20 protein-coding genes are annotated in these 22,881 nt (G+C 41.0%); 11 read left to right on the top strand and 9 right to left on the bottom strand.

The genetic code is table 11. From position 1 onward, the window contains the following. Entirely contained in the window at window positions 1-1,419 is a 1,419-nt protein-coding gene (locus tag ACEQZT_RS04100) for a DUF5689 domain-containing protein (protein WP_370087505.1), read from the top strand. A gap of 71 nt (window positions 1,420-1,490) precedes the next feature. On the opposite strand, the gene ACEQZT_RS04095 is transcribed toward ACEQZT_RS04100, so the two are convergent. The 4 genes from ACEQZT_RS04095 to ACEQZT_RS04080 form a co-directional block, all read right to left on the bottom strand. Continuing rightward, a complete protein-coding gene (locus ACEQZT_RS04095; protein WP_370087503.1) occupies window positions 1,491-1,841 on the bottom strand; it encodes a DUF2200 domain-containing protein in 351 nt (116 codons plus the stop codon). Between the two features lie 27 nt (window positions 1,842-1,868). After that, window positions 1,869-2,252: a DUF1801 domain-containing protein gene (locus ACEQZT_RS04090; protein WP_370087501.1), complete on the bottom strand. Its 384-nt coding sequence runs from the start codon at window positions 2,250-2,252 to the stop codon at window positions 1,869-1,871. A 3-nt stretch (window positions 2,253-2,255) separates the two neighbouring features. After that, complete coding sequence (locus ACEQZT_RS04085; protein WP_370087499.1) at window positions 2,256-3,680, bottom strand: MATE family efflux transporter; 1,425 nt, start codon at window positions 3,678-3,680, stop codon at window positions 2,256-2,258. Window positions 3,681-3,841: 161 nt separating this feature from the next. Beyond that, complete coding sequence (locus tag ACEQZT_RS04080; RefSeq protein WP_370087497.1) at window positions 3,842-4,987, bottom strand: BamA/TamA family outer membrane protein; 1,146 nt, start codon at window positions 4,985-4,987, stop codon at window positions 3,842-3,844. 88 nt (window positions 4,988-5,075) lie between these two features. Here ACEQZT_RS04080 and ACEQZT_RS04075 point away from each other — a divergent pair, with 88 nt between their 5' ends. Beyond that, window positions 5,076-5,858: an EcsC family protein gene (locus ACEQZT_RS04075; RefSeq protein ID WP_370087495.1), complete on the top strand. Its 783-nt coding sequence runs from the start codon at window positions 5,076-5,078 to the stop codon at window positions 5,856-5,858. Here ACEQZT_RS04075 and ACEQZT_RS04070 read toward each other — a convergent pair. Next, the gene (locus tag ACEQZT_RS04070) at window positions 5,833-6,807 is read right to left on the bottom strand and encodes a calcium/sodium antiporter (protein ID WP_370087493.1); all 975 of its coding nucleotides are present in this window, start codon (window positions 6,805-6,807) and stop codon (window positions 5,833-5,835) included. The genes ACEQZT_RS04075 and ACEQZT_RS04070 overlap by 26 nt on opposite strands. 248 nt (window positions 6,808-7,055) lie before the next feature. Continuing rightward, on the bottom strand, window positions 7,056-8,714 hold the full coding sequence (locus ACEQZT_RS04065; protein WP_370087491.1) for a sodium-dependent transporter: 1,659 nt from the start codon (window positions 8,712-8,714) through the stop codon (window positions 7,056-7,058). A 413-nt stretch (window positions 8,715-9,127) separates the two neighbouring features. Here ACEQZT_RS04065 and ACEQZT_RS04060 point away from each other — a divergent pair, with 413 nt between their 5' ends. From ACEQZT_RS04060 to ACEQZT_RS04035, 6 genes are all read left to right on the top strand, one after another. After that, window positions 9,128-9,463 (top strand): PadR family transcriptional regulator, encoded by a 336-nt coding sequence (locus ACEQZT_RS04060; RefSeq protein WP_370087489.1) that lies wholly within the window; start codon window positions 9,128-9,130, stop codon window positions 9,461-9,463. A gap of 1 nt (window position 9,464) precedes the next feature. Continuing rightward, window positions 9,465-12,062 (top strand): ABC transporter permease, encoded by a 2,598-nt coding sequence (locus tag ACEQZT_RS04055; RefSeq protein WP_370087487.1) that lies wholly within the window; start codon window positions 9,465-9,467, stop codon window positions 12,060-12,062. 336 nt (window positions 12,063-12,398) lie between these two features. Beyond that, entirely contained in the window at window positions 12,399-15,656 is a 3,258-nt protein-coding gene (locus ACEQZT_RS04050) for a PAS domain S-box protein (protein WP_370087485.1), read from the top strand. After that, window positions 15,653-16,345 (top strand): LytR/AlgR family response regulator transcription factor, encoded by a 693-nt coding sequence (locus ACEQZT_RS04045; RefSeq protein ID WP_370087483.1) that lies wholly within the window; start codon window positions 15,653-15,655, stop codon window positions 16,343-16,345. Before ACEQZT_RS04050 ends, ACEQZT_RS04045 begins: the two co-directional genes overlap by 4 nt. A gap of 121 nt (window positions 16,346-16,466) precedes the next feature. Further along, window positions 16,467-16,793 carry a hypothetical protein gene (locus ACEQZT_RS04040; RefSeq protein ID WP_370087482.1) on the top strand — a complete coding sequence of 109 codons (327 nt, stop codon included), beginning with the start codon at window positions 16,467-16,469 and terminating at the stop codon, window positions 16,791-16,793. Between the two features lie 106 nt (window positions 16,794-16,899). After that, window positions 16,900-17,448, top strand: a complete 549-nt coding sequence (locus ACEQZT_RS04035; RefSeq protein ID WP_370087480.1) for a hypothetical protein — start codon at window positions 16,900-16,902, stop codon at window positions 17,446-17,448. Window position 17,449: 1 nt separating this feature from the next. Here the strand turns inward: ACEQZT_RS04035 and ACEQZT_RS04030 are convergent, their stop codons facing one another. Further along, entirely contained in the window at window positions 17,450-17,965 is a 516-nt protein-coding gene (locus tag ACEQZT_RS04030) for a hypothetical protein (RefSeq protein WP_370087478.1), read from the bottom strand. 112 nt (window positions 17,966-18,077) lie between these two features. Here ACEQZT_RS04030 and ACEQZT_RS04025 point away from each other — a divergent pair, with 112 nt between their 5' ends. Together ACEQZT_RS04025 and ACEQZT_RS04020 are read left to right on the top strand one after the other, a co-directional pair. Beyond that, a complete protein-coding gene (locus ACEQZT_RS04025) occupies window positions 18,078-19,967 on the top strand; it encodes a CocE/NonD family hydrolase (protein WP_370087476.1) in 1,890 nt (629 codons plus the stop codon). A 25-nt stretch (window positions 19,968-19,992) separates the two neighbouring features. Then, window positions 19,993-20,877: a dienelactone hydrolase family protein gene (locus ACEQZT_RS04020; protein WP_370087474.1), complete on the top strand. Its 885-nt coding sequence runs from the start codon at window positions 19,993-19,995 to the stop codon at window positions 20,875-20,877. Window positions 20,878-20,881: 4 nt separating this feature from the next. On the opposite strand, the gene ACEQZT_RS04015 is transcribed toward ACEQZT_RS04020, so the two are convergent. Then, complete coding sequence (locus ACEQZT_RS04015) at window positions 20,882-21,397, bottom strand: hypothetical protein (RefSeq protein WP_370087472.1); 516 nt, start codon at window positions 21,395-21,397, stop codon at window positions 20,882-20,884. Between the two features lie 174 nt (window positions 21,398-21,571). On the opposite strand from ACEQZT_RS04015, the gene ACEQZT_RS04010 reads away from it, so the two are divergent. Further along, window positions 21,572-22,012 carry a DUF4440 domain-containing protein gene (locus ACEQZT_RS04010; protein ID WP_370087470.1) on the top strand — a complete coding sequence of 147 codons (441 nt, stop codon included), beginning with the start codon at window positions 21,572-21,574 and terminating at the stop codon, window positions 22,010-22,012. Window positions 22,013-22,018: 6 nt separating this feature from the next. On the opposite strand, the gene ACEQZT_RS04005 is transcribed toward ACEQZT_RS04010, so the two are convergent. Beyond that, window positions 22,019-22,702 (bottom strand): hypothetical protein, encoded by a 684-nt coding sequence (locus tag ACEQZT_RS04005; RefSeq protein WP_372530133.1) that lies wholly within the window; start codon window positions 22,700-22,702, stop codon window positions 22,019-22,021. Window positions 22,703-22,881: the final 179 nt, after the last annotated feature.

Here is a 22,881-nt window from a genome sequence, read left to right as displayed (position 1 = left end):
ATGAGGTCAAAATTCACAACCCTAATTATTGCATTGTTGGCTCTTGGATGTTCCAACGATGATCGAGTAAACCCGGCTAAGACCGTGGTAGCATTTGCAAGCAGCACGCTTGCACTTAATGAAGCTGACGAGTCACTCGTAGTGACCGTATCTTTTGATCAACCTGCCAAAGCAGATGGGCAGGTTGAGGTAACTTTTAGTGGAACTGCAACAAACCCAGAACACTACATTGTATTGCCAGAACTTGAGGATGACATCCTGATTCTGGAATTTGAAAAGGGAGATGATGAGGTACAATTTCTTTTACTCCCAATCAATGACGATTTGAACACAGGCAATAAGTCTGTGACAATAGAACTCTCCAATCCTTCGGATGGGTTTGAGCTAGGACATCATAAACAGCTGCAGGTGAGCATTGCTGATGACGATGAGGATGGAAGTTCCAGAGAGGTGGCCATTGTTAATTTCTCCTTTAATAGTGAGTCTATTTTAGAAAACAACTCGAATGGAATTGAAGTAAATCTACTTCTCTCTCAAGCCACTCGGGTGCAGGAGGCTGTTATGGTAGCTGTGGGCATCCCAACAGGCATAGAGTACGGAGTGCATTTTTACACAGAGCCTGCCATGGCGGATGGCCTTATCCCTATCTACTTTGAAGTAGGTCAAATCAGCAAGGGTTTTATGTTTTATCCAATCAACAATAATGTGCTGGCTAATGATGTCGAATTCATTTTCACTATCAATGACTGGAGTACAGGCGTAGAACCTGGTCAGCAGTTTGACACCCGCATTTCCCTCATCGACGATGAAGAAGATATTGTTGCTGAAGTTCATTCAATCCAGGATTTAAGAGATCACTTTGAAACACATGAAGGAAGCTGGTTCTTCCCCACTGATTATTACATTGAAGGTGTGGTTACAAGCACCAGGAATGTGATAAATGACAAGAGCATCTACATCCAGGACGAAACTGCTGGGATTATGCTCATCTTTAATGCGGAAAATATGCTGAAAGTTGGCACCAAGGTTCGGTTAAATCTGAAAAATGCAATTGGCGAAAATGTGAATAATCAAAAGGCGATGATGGGTGTTGAAGACAGACTTGGGACGACACTAGCTACAAACGCCTATATACAGCCGGTGGAAATCACGATCGACGACCTGATTGCCGGAACATATTCCGGGCGCCTGGTGAAACTAACTGGAGTTCACTTCCCACAAGCTGATGGCGTTAGGAAATGGGGTGGTTCAAACCAGCTGTCTGATGGTGTGAATCCTAATAAAGGTATAGTCACTACCTACAATCATGTTGATTTTAGTCAGCAGGTATTGCCGGGAGGAACTTTCTCAATCATCGGGGTTGCAGGATCGTGGAATCATCTTCATGTGATCAATGCTTCATCGGTTCAGTATTTCTAAAATGAAGAATACTGAAATGCAAAAACGCCATCATCTATTCAGATGATGGCGTTTATTTTTAGCATCCCCTATTACTCCCTGAGAATCTTCTCCATCTTCTTACCTCTTGCAAGCTCATCAATAAGCTTGTCCAAGTAACGTACCTCTTTCATTAGCGGATCCTCAATTTCTTCGATCCGAACACCGCACACCACTCCCTTGATCAAGCTACGATTGGGATTAAGCTTAGGTGCCTGGGCGAAGAAATCTTCAAAGTTGGTTTTGTCTGCGAGGACTTTTTCTAGTTCCTTTTCACCGTATCCCGTCAACCATTCAATAATTTGATCCACCTCCGCTTTTGTACGTCCCTTTTTCTCCGCTTTTGTGATGTAATGCGGATACACACCAGCAAAGCTCATGGTATAGATTCTGTGCTTGGTCATTCTGTATTTTTTTGCTAATCCAATTTACTACAGACGATCTAGTTGCCCCTTCTTCTTTACAATGTTTTTATAATCCCACTGAATATCCCTTGCTTTCTCCAACCATCGCCTCACATCTTCAATCTTGATCTGATCAGCAGATGAATAGGTCTTAGAGGCATCTTTGAACTTACCAGTGCCCGGCTTCAACTCTGGCTCATTAAAGCTTGCCCCACTCCAAAACATCAATCGAATTCCACCTTTTAGCTTGCTGTACCCAACAATTGGATTCTCCTCCAGAAACCACACCGGATGTTTATGCCAGATTTTGCTCTCAGCTTCCGGAAGCCCCTCATTGATCGCGTTCATCAGCTGTTTACAGATTTGCTGATCGTTCTCAGATTGACTTTGATTGTATTCGCTGATCTTCATAAATCAGACTTCCACTGTTTTCCATTTACCTCGCTTGAAGAGCCAAAGAGTAAACAACCCAACTCCTGTCTCTGAGAAGAATACCGCCCAAAATACTCCGGAGTGGCCCCAATCCAGCTTCAAGGCAAGTAAATAAGCCAATGGAATTTGAATCATCCAGAAGAAGACCAGATTGATTTTTGTAGGAGTGTTTGTGTCGCCTGAACCATTGAATGCCTGCACAGAAACCATCCACCATCCATATACAAAGTAGGAATAAGACAGGATTCGTAACCACTCCCCTCCTATGGAAATTACACGCTGATCCTTGGTGAAAATGCCCATCAGTTGCTCATTGAAAAAGAAGTAAGCAAATGAAACACCTACCAGAAAAATCATGTTGTAAAATCCAATCTTCCAGACCGCTGACTCTGCTCGTTCTGCATTTCCTGCTCCAAGATTTTGGCCTACCAGCGTTGCTGCTGCATTGGAAAGTCCCCAGGCAGGCATGAGCGTGAATAGCATCACTCGAAGAGCAATGGTAGATCCTGCTACTGCCTCACTCCCCACATCAGCAAGTATTCGCATGATGAATATCCAGGAGGTCATGGCCACAATCATCTGCCCAATACCTCCAAGGGAAGTTTTAATGATGTTCATAGCTGCTTTAGCATCCCAATTGATTTGTGAGAGCAGTACCCGGATATGCTTTCCTCCTTTGAATAAAGTCCAAAGTTGAATGGCTACTGCGATACCTCTTCCTGTTGTTGTTGCAATGGCAGCTCCCTCGATACCCATAGCTGGTATCGGTCCCCAGCCAAAAATGAATAATGGATCAAGTATGATGTTCAAGCCATTGGCAATCCATAGTACACGCATGGCAATGGCGGCATCTCCCGCACCTCTAAAAACTGCATTGATTACGAAAAGCAGAATAATGATCCCATTGGCGCCCAACATCCATTGAGTGTATCCATAGCCATTTTCAATAGCCCATTGATCAGCGCCCATGAGAGCAAGGAGCTCTTTGGCGAAGAATATTCCGGCAATGGCAAATGGAAGCGAAATCAGGATAGATAGAAAGATCGCCTGTACAGCCGATTTACCAGCCTCCTCTTTGTTCTTCTCACCAATTCTTCGTGCAATAATAGCGGTGACCGCCATGGCAAGCCCCATGGCGATAGAGTAGAGCAAAAACAGGTAAGTCTCGGTGAGACCAACAGTAGCTACAGCTGAAGATCCAAGCTGTCCCACAAAATAAATATCCACGACAGCAAACGTGGACTCCATTACCAATTCAAGAATCATTGGCACGGCTAGCAAAAAAATGGCCTTTTTCAAATCTATTTTGGTATAGTCTGCATCCGTACCACGGATGGCATCATTGAGGGCTCTCCACAGAGATCTTTTTGGAGCTGGTGTCTCCGCTATTTCATTTTGATTTTCCATTCGTCAAAGTTGGGTTGTAATATCGTGATTTTTAAGGTGCAAAAACGCCACAATTAGAGGCTGTTTGCGTCAAAACTTTCATTTCAATCACAAATAGAAAAGATAGAGTGACAACCTTATGTCACTCATTAATCAGCTATCAAAAAAATCTTCTTAAAATTCTAAAATGCCTCGCCGATAAAGAAGTAATACCCCAGGCCATCTTCTGTAAAGGCCACATCAAAACGGGTGAATATATCTTTACTTCTAAAGATCAAAAAGCGCACTCCTGTTCCTCCTGCTACTTTCAGCTTACGCAAATCAAGTTTGGATATTCCATCGCTAACTGTTCCAACTCCAACGAATGCCGCCGCTCCCCAGCGCTCACTGAATGGAAATGGGAGAAACCGATATTCTGTCTGTGTTGCCAACAACGTATTATCTCGATACCTACCTAAATAGTATCCTCTCATAAGTGATTCCCCTCCCATCAGTGAAAGTTGACTGAAAGGAGCTGAGCCTTGAACTTCTGAGAAATAGACCTGAGAAGCTAACACCTGAGTTTCATTCATCGGCAAATAATATCGGGAGTCTAAAAAGAATGAGGTAAACTCAAAATCACTTCCCCAAACATCATCGTAGCGCAGAAATCCTGTTTCACCAAAGAAGCCGTCACGAACATTGAGCACGTTGTGACGGTTGTCATAAACCAATCCCAGACCCAGACCGATGTTGCTGAATTTCTGTAAGCCACTGGGTGTCACATAGGGATCAGAAGTTAGTGAGGTCAGACTCACATCTGATAACCTTTGAAAGTCTGTTTCCAATCCCAGATACAGGCTCTTGTAAACCTTCCTGAGCACACGTTCTCGTATGCTGATACTGCCAGCATCTATCTGCGCCAACTCCTCTCCTCTTGTGTCTGGTCCTTCTCCAAAATAAAGAAGCGGAAACTGCTGAAGGCGGATCCTTCCAAGAAAAAACCATTTACTTTGGTCGCTGTACAGGGCATGATCCATCCAGAGCCCATATTGATTTTCCAGGGTGATAAAGCTAAATGCCGTAATCTCACTCAATCGATTTTTTATATCCCGATTGGCATAGTATACATACACGGCGCTCACTCCAAATTCCCATTTGGTTTCGGGAGAATAGGCGATGGTTGGATAGGCGATGAATTTAGGTTGCTCTATTGAAGTAGTATCATTAAATATGGAATTCCATACACGGTTGACCAAACCGGCATTCTGTGCCTGAATTGGATTCATCAATCCGATATAAAAGGTAATAGCTACAACAAGTCGGAGGTGGGAAAATCGCTTGATCATTTCGAAGGATTGAAAACGCAAAGTGATACAATTTGTTTGTCAAATACGATCTTAATATTATGGCGCCAAAAGTTTTATATTCACTTTAATGTCAAGCACCAGCTCCATCTATGAACAACTAGTAGCAACCGAACTACATAAATGGCAGCAAGCCATGCGAAAAAGGCCCTCGTTCTGGAACAAGACAACCAAAAAGGTTCAAAAGAAAATCAACAATATCATCCCTGAGAAAGTACATTTAGCTATCACCAAAGCAATCAAAGAGATCACACGAGGGGTGCTTTTCGGATCTGGATTTACGACAAGAAAACCAAGAAAGATCAATTCGCTCGAAGAAACAGAAGCGAAAATCAAGGAGCGAATCAACTTTTACTCTTCTTCAGCAGCGGTTGAAGGAGCGGCGACAGGATTCGGAGGATTTCTGCTTAGTCTGGCTGATTTTCCTCTGTGGCTGACACTGAAGATGAAGATGCTATTTGAAATAGCATCCAGATATGGATACGATACCAAAGATTATAAAGAGCGGATATATATTCTATACATATTTCAGCTAACGTTTTCCAGCCAGCAACACCGAAACATGATCTTTGAAAACATGGAAAGCTGGGATTTGATCAAAGAGCAACTGCCAGACGATCTAAACACATTTGACTGGCGTACTTTTCAGTTGGAATACCGTGATTACATAGACCTGGCGAAGCTGCTTCAACTTATCCCTGGAGTCGGTGCAATCGCTGGTGCATTAGTTAACCACATGCTTACAAACAAGCTGGGAAAGACTGCAATGAATGCTTATCGGATGCGGGATAATAGATTTAAGAAGGTAAAGCTGCTCACAGGCAACCCTACCCTCTCATTACCAGATAAGTAATGTACGAAAAGTAAATAATCACAAAAACCATTCCTTCAAAACGGCTGACAGCTGGTTTCTTTCCATTTATCACTGCAAAAATCAAAACCGTATTGGAGAAGATGAGCATAAGGATGTCATCATTATTCAACTCGTTGAAAGGAAGTGATTTTATAGAGGCGCTAAGTCCTAGTATCCAGAAAATATTGAAGATGTTCGATCCGATCACGTTTCCAATTGCCATGTCAGCTTTTCCTTTCTTGGCTGCCATTACGCTAGTGACAAGCTCTGGCAATGAGGTTCCTACCGCGATAATAGTCAATCCAATAAATGATTCGCTCAACCCAAATGAGGTAGCAATTACAATCGCTCCGTCTACAATCCATTTACCTCCTATGAACAAACCTGCAAGTCCCACCGCTATCAAAACGAGTGATTTCGCCATCGACATCATTTCCATGGATGATTCACCGGAGGTGTCCATCAGTTCCTCTTTCTTGTCCTTACTGACTACATAGATGTATGTCATGAAGAGTCCAAAGAAGAGCAATAGAAACAGTCCGTCGATCCTGCTAATAGCCAGTCCCTCACTCCTTCCGAATAAGTTGGCATTGGCAAGAAAGCCTACCATAAATGTGGCTACCAAAGAAATTGGAATTTCTGTGTAATAAATACTCCGTTGGATAGGCAAAGGCTTTACTAAAGCGGAAGCTCCCAATATGAGAAGGATATTGGCAATATTGCTACCAAATATGTTTCCAATAGCTAACTCAGAGCTACCATTCAAACTGGCCAAGACGTTTACGATCAGCTCCGGCATACTTGTGCCAAAAGAGACAATGGTAAGCCCAATAACAAGTTCAGGTATGGCATATCGCTTAGCAATTGATGAGGCACCATCTACCAACCAATCGGCTGATTTAATAAGAATGATAAACCCGATAACAAATAAGGAATAGGCTAAAATCATCTTCTCATTCTAAGTATTGTACAATAAAAAATTGGCCAAATGTAATCTTTCACATTTTTATTTTGATGGTACATTTCAAATATTATCGAGCTTAATTTATCAATGTCGATGAGGCAAGGGCTTAAGTATTTTTTAAGCGAGTCAATTGCCATGTTTTCCATCTTTCTTAAACACCTTGTAAAACAGATATCCAGTGGCTATCGCAACCAGGCCATGCACGGAAATCATCCAGATAAGCGCCTCCTGTGTCATTGTGATTTATGTTTTTTATTCGCCCTAAAAACCAAATAAGCAATACCCACGAATAATGAAGCCAGTAGAATTCGAGCACCACTAACAAAAAATAGCTGCTTCCTTAGGTCGGCCATTACTGCTGCGTCTGTTGCATTTGTAATCTGCTCCCTTAAATCAGTTAGCATGATCTTGCTGATAATAGATGAATGATCCAACTGCCAGCCATTTCCATCTGATAAATTATTGAATGCGTTAATCCAGTTGTTATCCACCGGTGTAAAAAGCGCACCAAGGAAAACTGCAATCAGGAATATTGGAGTGACGTATTTAAGAACAAATTTGAATATCACAGACAGCTTTAACTCTGCACCGATATTGATCTCCTTCCATCCTTCGTTCACACCTATTACCCATGAAAACAGAATGATCTCTGCTGTAGCAAAAATGACCAGGGATACCGTTCCGGCCCAGTAGTCAAATTCTTCAAACACTCCCAGGTGATAAAAGAGCACACATGGAATTCCCAGAAGCAGGGTGAGCAAACCAAACGAATACGCTCCTTTGGTTTGTGTCCATTTGAATTCATCTCTCATGAATCCTATCCAGGGCGTACCCATTGCAAGGGACGATGTGATCCCCGCGAAAAAAAGCAAACCAAACCACATTACTCCAGCTAAAACAGATAGAAACGGCCCCCACTGACCAAAGAGAAAAGGCATGGTCTGAAAAGCAACTCCAAACCCAATATTTTCTTTAACCCAATCCAGTCCAAGATATCCAGCGGCAAGAGGCACAACAATTAAGCTGCCCAGAATCACCTCTACGAATTCATTCATGAATCCCGCTGAAGTAGAATTAAGCGTAATATCCTCTCTTGACTTTAAATATGAAGCATAGCAATGGATGGTACCCATTCCCACAGAGAGTGTAAAAAATATCTGTCCGGCAGCTGCAAGCCACACTCGGGGCTTCCAGAGTGAATCATATTCAGGAGTCCACAAAAAGTTTAATCCATCCCATGCATTGCCTTGAGGAAATTGTTCGGATGCAGCTGATGTTCCAAGTGACAATGATTTGACAGCTAAAAAAACTCCGAAAAGGATAAGCAATGGCATTCCAATCTTGGCGACTATCTCCACCCCTTTTAAACCCTTACTCAGAATGAAACTATTTAAAAACACACAGACAATGAAGAAGAATACAGCCTCATAAGGAATGCCCAAGAAAGACGTTTCAAACTGAATGTATCTATCAAAAAACTGAACGATTCCGACCTGATCCAGTGACTGGAATGTGCCCTTCATGGAATGAAGAAAATAAGACAAGGTCCAGCTCTCAATGTAGCAGTAATATGCAGCTACTCCAATGTTGGTGAATATTCCGAAGACACCTATATAAGCCCATAACTTTCGTTTGCCAATGGATTGAAGAATAAAAGGTGTGGCATGATAGCCATTTGCACCACCTCTCCGACCCATTGACCATTCCACCCAAAGAAGAGGAATTCCCATTAATAGAAAGCAAACCAGATAAGGGATAATGAAGGCACCTCCACCATTTTCCACCGCCTGAACAGGAAATCTGAGGAAGTTGCCTAACCCTACAGAGTTTCCGGCCATGGCCAGGATCAACCCAATTCTGGAACCCCACGATTGCTGAGATGATTGAAGCATATAATTGGTTACCAGAGAATATTTTTAGGTAATTTGTTAAGAGTGAGCGAACAATAATCAGAGGTCAAATCAGGGTATTTCATGGCATTAATTGCAAGGGGTCACTCTCCTCTATCTGTTTTTGAGTTGATATAGGACAATGACCTTTTAATTTTTGCAATTCCTCGATCCTCCTTTGATAGATAGGTTTGAACTTGGCAATCGCCCTACTTTCCCTCCGTCTCAAGGTTTCAATCATCGCATCAATATCTCTGGATACCCTTCTCATTTTCACATTCACATCCTTTTCTGAGTTAATGCTTAGACGAAGGAATTCCAGAAAGTAACAGAGTAACCGCAAGATTTTTTTCAACATTATTTAAACCTTCATTTGATTGCTTCGTATTAGTCTTACATTTATAATACTAATATCAATGAAGGGACAACACCTGGGAGAACTAGAAGAATTGGTTTTAATCACCACCACTATACTAGGGGATGCTTACACGGTATCTATTGTGAATGAGGTTGAGGCGAATACTGGGAGAAAACTTACGCTTAGTGCGGTGCACACAGTTCTGGTCAGACTTGAAAAAAAGGGATTCTTAAAATCATTTATGGGTGGAGCTACAAATGAAAGGGGTGGACGCAGAAGAAGGCTATATAAAATCACTGCTTCAGGGTATGCAGCAATGAACGAAGCAAAAGAGCTTCGGACTCAGCTGTGGGACAAAGTACCGGCTTTAACATTTGAATTTAGTCGATCTTAATATGCAAAAGGACTACCAAAACCCACCAAAGTGGATGGATCGAATTCTAGAGTGGTATTGCTCTGAATATTACCTGGAAGAAGTTCAAGGAGACCTTCATGAATGGTATGCACAGGCTGGTGAAAGTGGCACCACATTTAGAAACTTAAAATATCTCCTGAATGTCATCCGCTATTTCTCGCTCGAAAGGTCAAAAACATTTCAAAATATTGTTCAACATCCTCAATACTTATCTATGAAAAGCATCATCAAAATAACTTTCCGCAACCTTAGAAAAGATAAAATCTCAGGCTTCATACGATATTCTAATTTGGTCATAGGGATTGCAGTATTCATGCTGGCCTTGATCTATGCCGACTATGAGTTGAACTATGATCGGTTTCATAAGAATGCAGAAAATATCTATCGAATAGGGCAAGATCAGGGAGGAGATCGTGCCTGGGCGGCAGGACCATTTGGACTTGGCCCATTCTTGTTGGAAAATGTAGCTGATGTCAAACGTGTTACCAGATTAATTCCTGAAAGGAATACCTGGATAAGTAGCGGGGATAAGAAGTTTTACGAAAGAGATATCTTCTATGCTGACTCTTCTTTCTTTAATATGTTCTCGTATGAGATGATTCAAGGGAATCCTAAAACTGCTTTAAAAGACCCCTCCTCTATTGTCATTACAGAAAGCATGGCAAAAAAGTATTTTGGCAATGAAGATCCGATGGGTAAGCAAATGCAGCTTCTAGTTGATGGAGACGACCCAAGTATTGTTACTGGAGTCATCAAAGACATCACTGATCAATCACATTTATCATTTGACTTTTTAAGATCAGTCTATGCATATGGTGATGAAGAATACCAAAGGAGCTGGAGAAACTATTTCGTCTATACCTACATCGAAACATACGATAACCCTGACTTTTTCAGGATAGACAATCTGGTCAAAGAAGAATTTATTGCCAGATATAATGGTGATGATGAAGATCGAGAGAGATTTAAAACTGTCCTGACTCCAGTTCATCGCATCCACTTGTATACAAATCAGGAAAAGGATTTGGCTGACAATGGCGATGTATACACGATTTACATTTTGCTGTCTATTGGTGCGTTTGTATTAATTATCTCATGCATCAACTTCATCAACATCACGATAATCAAGGGATTAGACAGATCCAAAGAGGTGGGCCTTAGAAAGACGGTAGGTGCGAGTAGAGTCAGCCTTATAACACAATTTCTTTCGGAGAATCTTGTTTTTCTTTTGATCGCAGGGATTTCATCACTTTTGCTTCTTATTCTGGTAGAGCCTTTGGTTCAGAATTTCACTGGTAAGCATGTGATTCTTAACGTAATTAAAAATCCGTCGATTGGTTTGGTGCTTTTAATGATTTTGGTTGGATTGCAGCTATTAAGTGGTCTTTACCCTGCGCTGCTTTTATCAAAATTCAGACCTGCAGAAATTATCCACTCTTCTATCAATGCTCCTACAAGTATTAGCAAAGTGGGGCTCACGCGAAAGGCTTTAGTTATCCTTCAGTTCAGCCTTTCTTTGATTCTCATTATTGGGTCCATTATGGTCACCAATCAGATGAACTTTTTGAAAACTAAAAACCTGGGGTTTGAGAAAGATCAAATCCTATTGGTAAAACTCAATTATTCATTAAATCAGAAAATCGAGACATTCAAAGAAATGATTAGTGATATTCCCGGTGTGAATCATCTAACCATCAGCAGCTCGGTTCCAGGATATAGGATAATGATGGAAGGAGTGAGAACCATAGGTGATTCGGAAAGTAAAGCCAGCAGAATTCTAATCGTAGATGAATCTTTCATTGATACTTATAGTATGGAAATCGCGACCGGAGAAAACTTTAGCGAATCAAGAAATCAAACAGAATTCATCATCAATGAATCTATGGCGGCATTAAGCTTTCCTGATAGGAATCCTATTGGTGAGCAATTAATATGGAATGACACTGGACGAGTGGTCGGTATAGTAAAAGATTTCAATTTTCAGTCCTTGCATACTTCTGTAGAACCTCTCACCATGGTAAAATTACCGCGTCATGCCAATAGATATTTATCCATTCAATTTAACCCTCAGGCTGTTGATAATGTGCTATTAAATCTAAGTGAAATCAGTGATGAAGTTTATCCTAACCTACCTGATATTGAAACAGAGTTCCTTGATTCAAGGTTTGAAGAACTATATCATGCCGAAACCAAACTACAGGCCATCATTTGGGTATTTTGCCTGCTGACCATTTTCTTAACCATATCAGGAGTATTTGGTGTAGCCTCCTATAATGCCCGTAAAAAATCAAAAGAAATTGCGGTGAGAAAGGTCTTGGGAGCTTCCTATATTGAGATGCTCTGGCAACTACTTCGTGGCTTTTTGTATCTTTTGCTCTTCGCTATTGCTGTTGGTCTGCCGGGTGCATTTATTCTCTCCAAATGGTGGCTCAGGGACTTTGCATATCAAACCGAAATTCCGGTACTACTCTTTATCATCTCCACTGTGGCAATGATCCTTATTGTATTACTTACCTCAGGGTATATTTCATCTAGAACAGCACGGACCAATCCTGCTGCTATTTTGAAGGATGAATAGATAGAATTATGCAAGTATCAGAGTAACTACCAAAATGGTAAGGTACACCAGGAGGAGTATCTTTTTAGTCTTCATCTATTTTGAATTTTTAGTCCTGCATCTGTAAACGAATATTCATGCCAGTGTTTCAATCTTTTTGCAATTAAAGACGAGTACTTATTTATGTTCGATGAATATAATTTTAAGAACATATATTGGTGTTTTACCCTGTTTGGAATTAACTTAAGAATCAAAGCTGAAGACTCGCTGACTACTTAAATCATTGATAAATGATTATTTGAAGTGTAACGTTTTATATTTTCAGCTTTCATCATTAAGTTCAAGAAAAACCATTTAGTGAAACGCCCAGCTATTCCGCCAAACGAAACTCACCGGCTCAAAGCTCTTGAGTCCTACCAAATTCTGGATTCACTTCCAGAGCAGGAATACGATGACATTACTAAAATCGCCTCTCAAATTTGTGGTACTCCCATCGCTTTGATTAGCCTGATCGATAAAGACCGACAGTGGTTCAAATCAAATCATGGACTTGATGCGAAAGAAACTCCCCGGGAACTGGCTTACTGTGCGCATGCGATCAACAAGCCAGATAAAATATTAGAAGTACCTGATGCACTAAAGGATGATCGATTTCACGATAATCCCCTGGCCGTGGGAGAACCGCATGTACGATTCTATGCAGGCGCCCCGCTAACAGACGGAGACGGATTTACTTTAGGCACACTTTGTGTCATCGATCATGAGGAGAGGCTCTTGACAAAAGATCAAAAGGACACGTTATGGGCACTTTCCAGGCAGGTTGTTTCGCTTTTGCAGCTGAGGAAGGAAATTCGAATGCGTTCGCAGACGGATCAAAATTTCAATGAACTGGTTGAAAATCTTGGCGATGGGGTTTTTGAGCTTGATGAGAAGGGTAATTGCACCTATGCCAATAGTAAAATGCTCCAAATGCTTCAGAGAAGCAGTACTGAGGTGCTCAATACTTCAATCTGGGATATGATCTATGAAGAGGATGTGGATAAAATGAAGCGTTTTTATGGGGGGCAATTCAAAAAACTATCCAAAAAATGTTATTACGAATACCGTTTGCAGCCCAAGAATGCTGATCCAATCTGGATTTCACAAAGCACAACCATGGCCTATGAAGGCAAAAAAATGGTGAGGTTGAGAAGTATTTCCCGAGACATCACCGAAACAAAAGCTCTGGAAAAAGAGCTGGCCTTAAAGGAGTCATTATACAAACTAGTATCTGAAAATTCCTCAGATTTGATTGCACTTCATGAGTTGGATGGCACTTACAAATACGTTTCGCCATCAGCTGTAGATATTTTAGGGTACACCAGCGAAGAACTCATCGGAAGAAACCCATACGAATTTATTCATCCTGACGACATTGAACAGCTAAAAAACGGAGCGCACCAACAAGCCCTCAATGGAAAGGCCGTAAGCAAAATTGAAAGAAGAGCAAAACGGAAAGACGGCACGTGGGTATGGTTGGAGTCATATGCTAATCCAATCATAGACAAAGAGGGTAATGTTGTCTCATTTCAAAGTTCGGCCAGAGATATTAGCGAGAAGAAAAATGAGGAGTTTAAAATAAGCAAGCATCTGGATGGACTTACCCTACTCAATGAACTGGCAAGTTTACCGGCTCGAGATGAGGATGTGTTGAACAATGCAATACAGAAAGTGACCCTACACTTGGGAATGGATATTGGTATCATCGGACAGATCCGGGATGATTTTTATGTTGTAAAACATTACTTTTCTAAAAATGATGAAATTGATGATTTAAAAAAATATCCAGTTGCAAATACTTATTCTCAAACTACCTATGATCAAGAAGGAATAATATTGCTCACCGACAAAAAAGTCACTCATCAAGATCACCCTTGCTTTCGTAAAAGCACGTTTACCTCATACGTGGGTTCATGTATTTTCAAAAACAGAGAAAAGTATGGCACTGTAGACCTGATAAGTTATCAGCAAAACGAAAAGGTCAGCACATATGATAAAGAATTTTTACAATTGTTTGCCAATTGGGTAGGCTATATACTAGAAGCCCAGGAAGAAAAAGAGCAATTGGAAAAAGCCAAAAAACATGCTGAAGCAGCATCAGAAGCAAAAGACAGCTTCCTTTCCATGATGTCTCACGAGATCAGAACCCCACTCAATGGAATAATAGGCACGACCCATCTCCTACTATCCAAGTCGCCATCCAAGGTACAGGTGCCACACCTGAAAGTGCTTGAACAGAGTAGCAACAATCTGATGGCAATCGTAAACGACATCCTTGATTTCAATAAAATTGAGGAAGGCAAAATTCAGATTGATAAAACCGCTTTCGACCTGAGCGAGCTGGTAAACAGCATCTTTAAAAATTACAAAACACAGGGGAATGAAAAGGGTTTAGAGGTGATTCTGAATTACGATCAAACTCTTTCTAATTTTTACATAGGAGATTCGGTACGTATCAGTCAAATTCTACACAATCTGCTCAACAATGCAGTGAAATTCACTCACGAGGGACAAGTTTCACTTGATCTTAAATTGACCAATCAGCATGACAATTTTGATGAGGTCGAGTTTCTCATCAAGGACTCTGGAGTAGGAATCCCCAAGAACAAGCTAGATGAGATTTTTGATGTATTCATTCAAGCAGACAAGACGACAGCCCGAAAGTTTGGCGGCTCTGGCCTTGGATTGGCAATCACCAGAAGGCTGCTGGAGCTAATGAATAGTCAGATCAATTTGGAGAGTGCTGAAGGCGCAGGATCTACATTTTCTTTTAAGCTGATAATGCCCAGATCATCTGCCAAACTTGCCAAGCTGGCAACCCCCGCCACCACAGGATTCAAAGCGCTAAATGCTACCATCCTACTGGTAGAAGACAACATTTTTAACCGAGCCATTGCCAAGGATTTTCTTGAATCCTGGAAATGTAAAGTGCTGGAAGCTGGGAATGGTAAAGAGGCCTTAGACATTCTGGAATCTAAGGAAGTAGACGTTGTGTTACTGGATCTACAAATGCCCGTGATGGATGGCTTTGAAACAATCAGTATCATACGATCACACAGCTCTGAATCCATTAAGAGTTTACCAGTTATAGCCTTAACGGCGGCTGCTTTGGGTGATATCGAAAACAAGGTTTATCAATCTGGAATGGATGATTTTATCACTAAACCATTTCATCCTTCAGACTTCTATCAAAAAATAATCACGCAAATAAATCCAGTTTCAAATATTCAGTCTGAAAGCAATGTAGACTCTCAAATAATAAATAAATTACAACAAACGCTAGGCTCTGGGGAGCAGCAAATCCAGAAGTATTTTGATGTATTTATCAAAACATTGAAAGAAGAAAGTGAGGTACTAAATGCAAGCATAAGAGGAGAAAACCTTCCGGCATTAAAAGCATATGCACATAAAAATAAATCAAGTTTAGCTCTGGGAGGTTTAGAAAATCTAAGCAAAGAAGCAGAAGAATTGGAAGATATGATTGATAAAAATTCAGTGAAATCCAGAGTATTGGAAAAGGCGTTAAAGCACAAAAAAGGAGTTGATAAAATACTTAGTGAATTGAAAGTGTTATGAGTGAAATCCTAAAAACAATCGTAGTAGATGATGATAAATTTCAGCTGGAAATCATCTCATCATTTGTGAAAAACACACAATTCTTGTCACTAGAAGGAGCCTATGACAAGCCACTTGAAGGTTTAGACGCCATCATTGGATCAAATCCTGACCTTATTCTTTTGGACATAGAGATGCCAGAATTATCAGGATTCGACCTTATCAAATCTTTAAATCAGGTACCTCAGACAATCATTATCACCGGAAAGAAGGATTATGCTGTTGAAGCTTTTGAGCTAAATGTACTTGACTATCTCCTAAAGCCGGTAGATGATTATTCTCGGTTTTTGAAGGCGGTAGGGAAAGCCAAGGAGGGTTTCAAACCAGCAAATAATAAGGTTGGTGAGTCTATCTACGTGAGAGATAAATCACTTCTTGTAAACATCAAAACGAAGGACATCCTTTACTTCGAGGCATATGGTGATTATGTAAAAATAGGCACTGACAAAAAGGTTTACGTTATACATTCTACTCTCTCAAAAATAGAAGAACGCCTAAATGAAGATTTCATGAGAATTCACAGATCCTTTATTGTTCGAATAGATAAAATAGATAATATAGATCAGGGAAATCTTCAGGTTACCGATAAAATAATTCCAATTAGTAAGTCCATGCGCCCAAAATTGATGAATAAAATCAGCACTTTTTAGCAGCTTTCTTCTACCGTAGTTTTAGAGCAAGTCAGCGTACATTCTTCCCTAGTCACCGACTATTTTATCATTTGATAAGATACTTGGGTAAATTCGTAATCTAATACCCCGAATAACCATCGTGAGTGAGAGAGATTTAAAGTGTGTCGTTTATGATGAAGATAAGTTCACTAAAGAGCTAATTTGCAATTTTATTGATCAAACAGAAGGGATTTCGAACATGAAACCTTCTGATACTGATCAAGCTGATGTTGTTTTTATAGATACAGAATTCTACGGTTCAGCGTTTAAGCTTGACAAAAGTCCAAACCAACAAGTCATCGTCATCTCTTCCAACCCCAAGTACCTTCGATCCTTTTTTCAAAAAGAAATAGCTGACTACCTCCAAAAGTCCGAAATAACCTACGCTCGATTTCTGAAGGCTATCGAGAAAGTGACAACATTGTAAATACCAAAGCCCTTCGTTCGGCTCTAAAACAAGCGTATCCCATTTCTGGCATCATTTTTCCTTTTATAACCTACACAAGGTTAATGTTTCACTAAATGAAATCGCCATGAAAGGACTAAACACACTCTTAATATTTTGCTTGATCGGGCTATCAGGCTGCTACTTTGGTGATGGGCCCAGGGGTCCGCGAGGTTATGATGGACGAGATGGAATCGACGGGGCAAACGGTGAGGAAAGCTATGTTTTTGAATATGAGTTTAGCTTCACTGCTCCCGATTACAGTCAATTGCTACTGCTACCGGATGATTTCACTATGTTTGATTCGGATGCAATGCTCGTATACTTTCTATGGGAAGTAACCGAAGATGACATTGAAGTGTGGAGAGCCTTACCTCAGACCCTCTATTTCGAAGATGGAGCACTCTCCTACAATTATGATTACACCAAGCTTGACGCCCGGGTATTTCTTGATGGTACCGTAAACCTGGATGGTCTTGGTGCAGCATATACGGATAACTGGATTGCCCGGGTTGTTGTGGTACCCGCCCAGTTTTCAGGGAGAATCGACTATTCGGATTATGAAGCTGTGAAAGCCTATTTCAATCTTTCCGATTCCAAATTGGCAACACAGGCATACGCTAAAAAGCCTCAATAGATTAATCAGGTAAATATTTTGCTGGAATAGGATTGTCTTTGCGCTCTCCTGTCCAGTAGATATTTACTACCCACCACCTTTCTCCATCATTCATCAGTTGAATGCTGTTAATCCCCCTAGTAAATGGTTTCTCATCAGATTCACTTCGGTAAGATTCATAGGTGCTGAAAATATGAGTAACTGAACCAAATGATTCGGTCACCCTGAAAATTTCCTTTTCAAAAAAACCATTCTCCTCAAGCCATGCTCCAGAGGTCTCGATATAACCTTGAGGTGTCATGGCACGATAACCCACCTTTCCCTCCTCATTTGGTCCTGATGGAATGAGCAAAGCATCTGCTGTAAAGAGGAATTTAAATAGCTCCCAATCTCGTTTTTCACCTGCCTCCCCGGATATAACACTGTAGAGTGTTTCAATGGTGCTGTCAAGCGTTTGAACCTTACTGAGATAACCCGTCTGAGCTGTGACTCCAAAGGATAGATTCACAGCGAATATGGTAGTAATCAATCTTTTCATCTGGCCTTTTTTAACAAGTTATACATAAAATCAGCCACTCATATCATTTCAAGTGACTTGCTCCTCGATTATGCTTAACTTGATATTCACTAAACCTAACTCCTAACTAAGTATGAAAGCATTCAAATTTTTCGTTCTATTTATCTCCTTTAGCTGTCTACTCAATGCTCAATCCATCCGTGAACAGCTTGAAGAAATTGCCATAATCGACCAAAAAGTGATGATGCCGATGCGTGATGGCATTCGCTTGGCTACAGACATATATCGTCCTAAGACAAACGAAAAAGTACCTATCATCTTTTCAAGAACACCCTACAATTTCAACTCGTGGGGAGATGGTGAGGAGCGAACCAGAACATATGAACGAGCTCTTGAAGCTGTGAAAAGGGGGTATGCCTACGTGGTTCAAAATGAACGAGGCAGATACTTCTCTGAAGGTGAATGGGACATTCTGGGTGTACCTCTAACTGATGGATACGATGCTTTCTCCTGGATGAAGGATCAGGACTGGAGTAATGGTAAAATCGGAACCTTGGGTTGCTCATCTACGGCTGAATGGCAGATGGCAGTTGCTGCCTTAGATCACCCGGCACATGCAGCTATGGTACCTCAAGGCTTTGGAGCAGGAATCGGTACAGTAGGTGACTATTACGAGCAGGGCAACTGGTACAGAGGTGGTGCTTTTCAAATGCTGTTTGCCTCCTGGCTTTACAGTGTGGAGCACGATAAATTCAAACCGCGCATTCCCGCAGGAGCCACTCAGGAGGATCTGATCCGAATCTCACGATTTTATGATCTTGCTCCGGAAAATCCTCAAATAGATGATATGCTTGCTGCAATGTCTCACTTACCAGTGCAGGACATGTTGATCAATATGGGAGGAAAGCGAGAGATTTTTGACAAAATGATTCGCCGAAAACCAAATGATCCTGCGTGGTTTGAAGGAGGACTCTATCATGACGATATGGAGATAAAAAAGCCGGGATTCTGGTTTGTATCCTGGTATGATGTATCGGTAAGTCCGAATATTGAACTTTTTAATCACCTGAGAAATCATAAAGATCCAGAAGTAGCGAACAACCAATACCTGGTGATTGCACCGACGCTACACTGCGGATATACCAGGGCTACCGAAAATACAATTGTTGGAGAAAGAAGTGTGGGCGATGCAAGGCTCAACTACGACGAGTTAGTTTATGGGTGGTTTGATCATTGGCTGAAAAACGATGGCAAAAGTGATTTCCTTAAGGATCTACCTCGAATTCAGTATTATTTGATGGGTAAGAACGAATGGAAAACCTCTGAAACCTGGCCACCAAAAGAAGCCAATATGACATCATTCTATCTCGATAGCGATGGAAATGCAAATAGTCTATTCGGAGATGGCAAACTCACCCTTTCCCCTCCTGCCGAGCCAAATCAAGACAACTATAGCTATGATCCTAACAATCCGGTTTATTCTTATGGAGGAAACGTTTGCTGTACCGGTAATGCCATCGAAAATGGCTCCAGAGATCAACGAGAAATGGAAACCAGAAGTGATATCCTGGTTTACACTTCCGATCCATTGACTGAAGGGATTGAGGTCTCAGGGTTTATTGAAATGTCGTTATTTGTATCGTCAGATGTGAAGGATACAGATTTTACAGTAAAGCTGATTGATGTTTACCCTGACGGAACTGCTTACAATCTGGATGAAACGATCCAACGAGCCAGATACAGAGAGGGCTATGATAAAGAAGTATTCATGAAAGAAGGTGAAGTTTATCAAATCGATTTAACACCGCTTTCTACCAGCAATTATTTTGATAAAGGTCACAGAATAAGAATTGAAGTTTCGAGTAGCAACTTTCCTCGGTTCATGAGAAACCTAAATACCGGAGGAAACAATTATGACGAAACCGAAGGAATTGTAGCCCACAACACCATTCATCATTCTGCCGAGTACCCATCACAGATTAAACTGCCAATAGTTGGGAAGTTGAATATTGAGAATAAATAATAGTGAAAACACTTACCATACATCTATGAAAAAGCTAAACAAAGAAGAAATTGATCCGCAGGTATTCAAACTGTATGACGATTATGCGCACAATCGTATGGAACGTCGCGAATTCATTGAAAAGCTCTCTCTCTATGCTGTGGGCGGATTGACCCTAACCTCCCTCATGAGTTCAATCATGCCTAATTATGATGCGATCCAGATCAAACAGGACAATCCTCAGCTCAACACCGAGACGATTGAATACAATTCTCCTAAAGGTGGCGGCACGATAAAAGCACAACTCTCCAGACCGAAGGATGCGAAAGGCAAGCTTCCGGGGATTGTGGTTGTGCACGAAAACCGAGGGCTTAATCCTCATATTGCCGATGTAGGCCGAAGGGCAGCCATGGCCGGGTTCATTTCCATTTCACCGGATGCCCTATCTCCTTTGGGTGGATATCCGGGGAACGATGACGATGGACGAACCATGCAGCGAAAACGAGATAGAAATGAGATGCTGGAAGACTTCATTGCTGCATTTGAATACTTAAGAAATCACCCGGAATGTACCGGAAATATTGGCGTTGTTGGGTTCTGTTTTGGTGGCTGGATATCTAATATGATGGCTGTAAAAGTTCCTGACCTCAAAGCTGCAGTACCCTTTTATGGCGGACAGCCAGATGCCGAGATGGTTCCTGAGATTCAGGCTCCACTCCTACTGCATTTTGGTGAGCTTGATGAAAGGGTTAACGCCGGGTGGCCGGCTTATGAGAAAGCGCTAAAAGAGAATGGAAAAAGCTACACAGCACATATGTACGCCAACGCTAATCACGGCTTTCATAACGACACCACGGCAAGGTATGACGAAGAAGCAGCTAAACTAGCCTGGAACCGGACGATTGAGTTTTTTAGAGAGAATTTGAAATAAGTAGTTAATCAAAATTCAAATGATGAATATGCTCATCTATAATATCAATGCGGTAGGTGATGCTATTGATGTATTTGACTAGCTCTTTTTCAAATTTGCGAATGTCTTTCTCGTACTGCTTTACGGTCTCTTTATCAAAGCTGTCCTGAATTACCTTTAACATTTCGCACTCCTTCGAGATAAAATTTTTGAAGTTCTCGGTAGAGTATTCAGTCTCAAGTTTTTCAATATCTCGCAAGGTTGCGGCTGCTTCCACATCTTTATTAGTGTCGAACTTTTCGCTCACAATAAAATATAAGGTCGTGTCCCAGTGGTGGATTTCATCAAGCAATTTGATGGTCTCAGTTCTATATTCCTCAGTAAGGCAAAATTCCTGAATGCCCTGATAGTTCTTCAGTTTGATGGCAGACATATCCCATTTCACAGTCAGGTTATCGATCACCGAAACAATGTTGATCTTCTTCTGCGAATATGCGCAAAGAGAAAATGCAAGCGATAATAGGATCAGTAAGTTTTTCATGGTCATTCAAGATATAAAATTCCCAGCTTCCTTGCCAACAATAACAATCAATTAGTCCCTCTCCTTTAAGGAGGATTTAGATAAGTTTATTACTGTAAAAAAGAAAACTCTAAACTTTTGTGGGGTTGCTAATCCCTAAATGGTTCTAAGCTTATTAAGCTAAAAACTACCAATATGAAAATTTTGATACGTTGCTTTCTCATAGCCAGCATCGCAGTGGCTTGTCAACCAAGTGAATCAAAATCTGAGGAGTGGAAGCAAGAAATTATGGATGTCGAAGCTGCATTTTCAAAAATGTCTCAGGAAGAGGGAATTCCCGCTGCTTTTCTTCACTTCTCAGCGGAAGATGTAGTGCTGATGAGAAACAATAAGCTGACAATTGGGAAGGAAGCGCTTAGAGCCCGGTATTCAAACCTGGATCCCACACCAGGAACTTCACTCACCTGGAAGCCGGACTTTGTGAATGTATCCGAATCCGGAGATATGGCTTATACCTATGGAAAATATGTCTACTCACAGACTGACTCGCTTGGGAACATCCAAAGCGATACAGGGATTTTCCATACCGTATGGAAGCGTCAACCTGATGGTAGCTGGAAGTTTGTGTGGGACTAACTTGGATCAATACCACCTCTGCCAGGAAAACAGGTAGTGATCATCGTACCGATAGGGATTGTTCTTTTTTACAAGTGCATTATACTCTTGGGCTATTCGCACGATATCGTCCTCTTCATTTCGGTACCCGATGATTCTATCTTCAATTTTCTTAGCCAAATTAGGGTAGTCATCTACCAGCTTGGCAGCTTTTTTTTCAAACTTGCCTAAATAAAAGGTGTCATCTTTTTGACTCTCCTTGTAGATCGCAAAAATTGACGCAATGTTATCACGGGTGATCGGATTGGTAATCCACTCACGATAAACACTCAAAGGACCCTGCGCATAAACAAGCATAAAGTTGCCATGAATGGCATTTTCCACCTCCGGATTTTTGAATAAGTATCCATCAAAGACAATGTAGACGATATTCTCCTTTGCATAACGCTCAAAATCCACGTCTTCAAGTTGCTGTTTTTTATCAATCAGGCTTGCCAATCCACTGTAAGACCACTTTATTTCCCGAGTTCCACCATCTGCATAGATGAGCAGCAGTGGATAGCCTGTATAGTACGTATATTGTTCATCTACCTCCCAAAATGTTTCATCATTGATATTTTTAGCCTTTTCCAAGTAGGGTCTTTCAGTAAAAAACTTCACCCACTTTTCTGATTTTAACAAATCCTCGTCCTGAGCAGAGGCCTGAATCATGAATAAAAAGGTGATTATTAGAGTTAATGGTGTACGCATCATATTTAGAGTAATAAGATTGCTTGTGAGTCAATCATTTACAATGACGAGGAAAAATTAATAAACCCTAACCAACTAAGTAATAGTTTGAGCAGGCCTAAAAGTAATAGCTACATTGTTCAGTTATTATCAATATCCTA

Source organism: Ekhidna sp. (assembly GCF_964218185.1).
In the GTDB taxonomy this organism is placed as follows: domain Bacteria; phylum Bacteroidota; class Bacteroidia; order Cytophagales; family Cyclobacteriaceae; genus Ekhidna.
This window is presented reverse-complemented; position numbering and strand designations above follow the sequence as displayed.

Coding starts and splice junctions, on each gene's coding strand:
- ACEQZT_RS04005 (WP_372530133.1), bottom strand. CDS start 22,702: ATGATTCAGGCCTCTGCTCAGGACGAGGATTTGTTAAAATCAGAAAAG.
- ACEQZT_RS04070 (WP_370087493.1), bottom strand. CDS start 6,807: ATGATTTTAGCCTATTCCTTATTTGTTATCGGGTTTATCATTCTTATT.
- ACEQZT_RS04090 (WP_370087501.1), bottom strand. CDS start 2,252: ATGAAGATCAGCGAATACAATCAAAGTCAATCTGAGAACGATCAGCAA.
- ACEQZT_RS04075 (WP_370087495.1), top strand. CDS start 5,076: ATGTCAAGCACCAGCTCCATCTATGAACAACTAGTAGCAACCGAACTA.
- ACEQZT_RS04010 (WP_370087470.1), top strand. CDS start 21,572: ATGAAAATTTTGATACGTTGCTTTCTCATAGCCAGCATCGCAGTGGCT.
- ACEQZT_RS04095 (WP_370087503.1), bottom strand. CDS start 1,841: ATGACCAAGCACAGAATCTATACCATGAGCTTTGCTGGTGTGTATCCG.
- ACEQZT_RS04085 (WP_370087499.1), bottom strand. CDS start 3,680: ATGGAAAATCAAAATGAAATAGCGGAGACACCAGCTCCAAAAAGATCT.
- ACEQZT_RS04100 (WP_370087505.1), top strand. CDS start 1: ATGAGGTCAAAATTCACAACCCTAATTATTGCATTGTTGGCTCTTGGA.
- ACEQZT_RS04080 (WP_370087497.1), bottom strand. CDS start 4,987: ATGATCAAGCGATTTTCCCACCTCCGACTTGTTGTAGCTATTACCTTT.
- ACEQZT_RS04025 (WP_370087476.1), top strand. CDS start 18,078: ATGAAAGCATTCAAATTTTTCGTTCTATTTATCTCCTTTAGCTGTCTA.
- ACEQZT_RS04035 (WP_370087480.1), top strand. CDS start 16,900: ATGAAAGGACTAAACACACTCTTAATATTTTGCTTGATCGGGCTATCA.
- ACEQZT_RS04045 (WP_370087483.1), top strand. CDS start 15,653: ATGAGTGAAATCCTAAAAACAATCGTAGTAGATGATGATAAATTTCAG.
- ACEQZT_RS04015 (WP_370087472.1), bottom strand. CDS start 21,397: ATGAAAAACTTACTGATCCTATTATCGCTTGCATTTTCTCTTTGCGCA.
- ACEQZT_RS04065 (WP_370087491.1), bottom strand. CDS start 8,714: ATGCTTCAATCATCTCAGCAATCGTGGGGTTCCAGAATTGGGTTGATC.
- ACEQZT_RS04020 (WP_370087474.1), top strand. CDS start 19,993: ATGAAAAAGCTAAACAAAGAAGAAATTGATCCGCAGGTATTCAAACTG.
- ACEQZT_RS04030 (WP_370087478.1), bottom strand. CDS start 17,965: ATGAAAAGATTGATTACTACCATATTCGCTGTGAATCTATCCTTTGGA.
- ACEQZT_RS04055 (WP_370087487.1), top strand. CDS start 9,465: ATGCAAAAGGACTACCAAAACCCACCAAAGTGGATGGATCGAATTCTA.
- ACEQZT_RS04060 (WP_370087489.1), top strand. CDS start 9,128: ATGAAGGGACAACACCTGGGAGAACTAGAAGAATTGGTTTTAATCACC.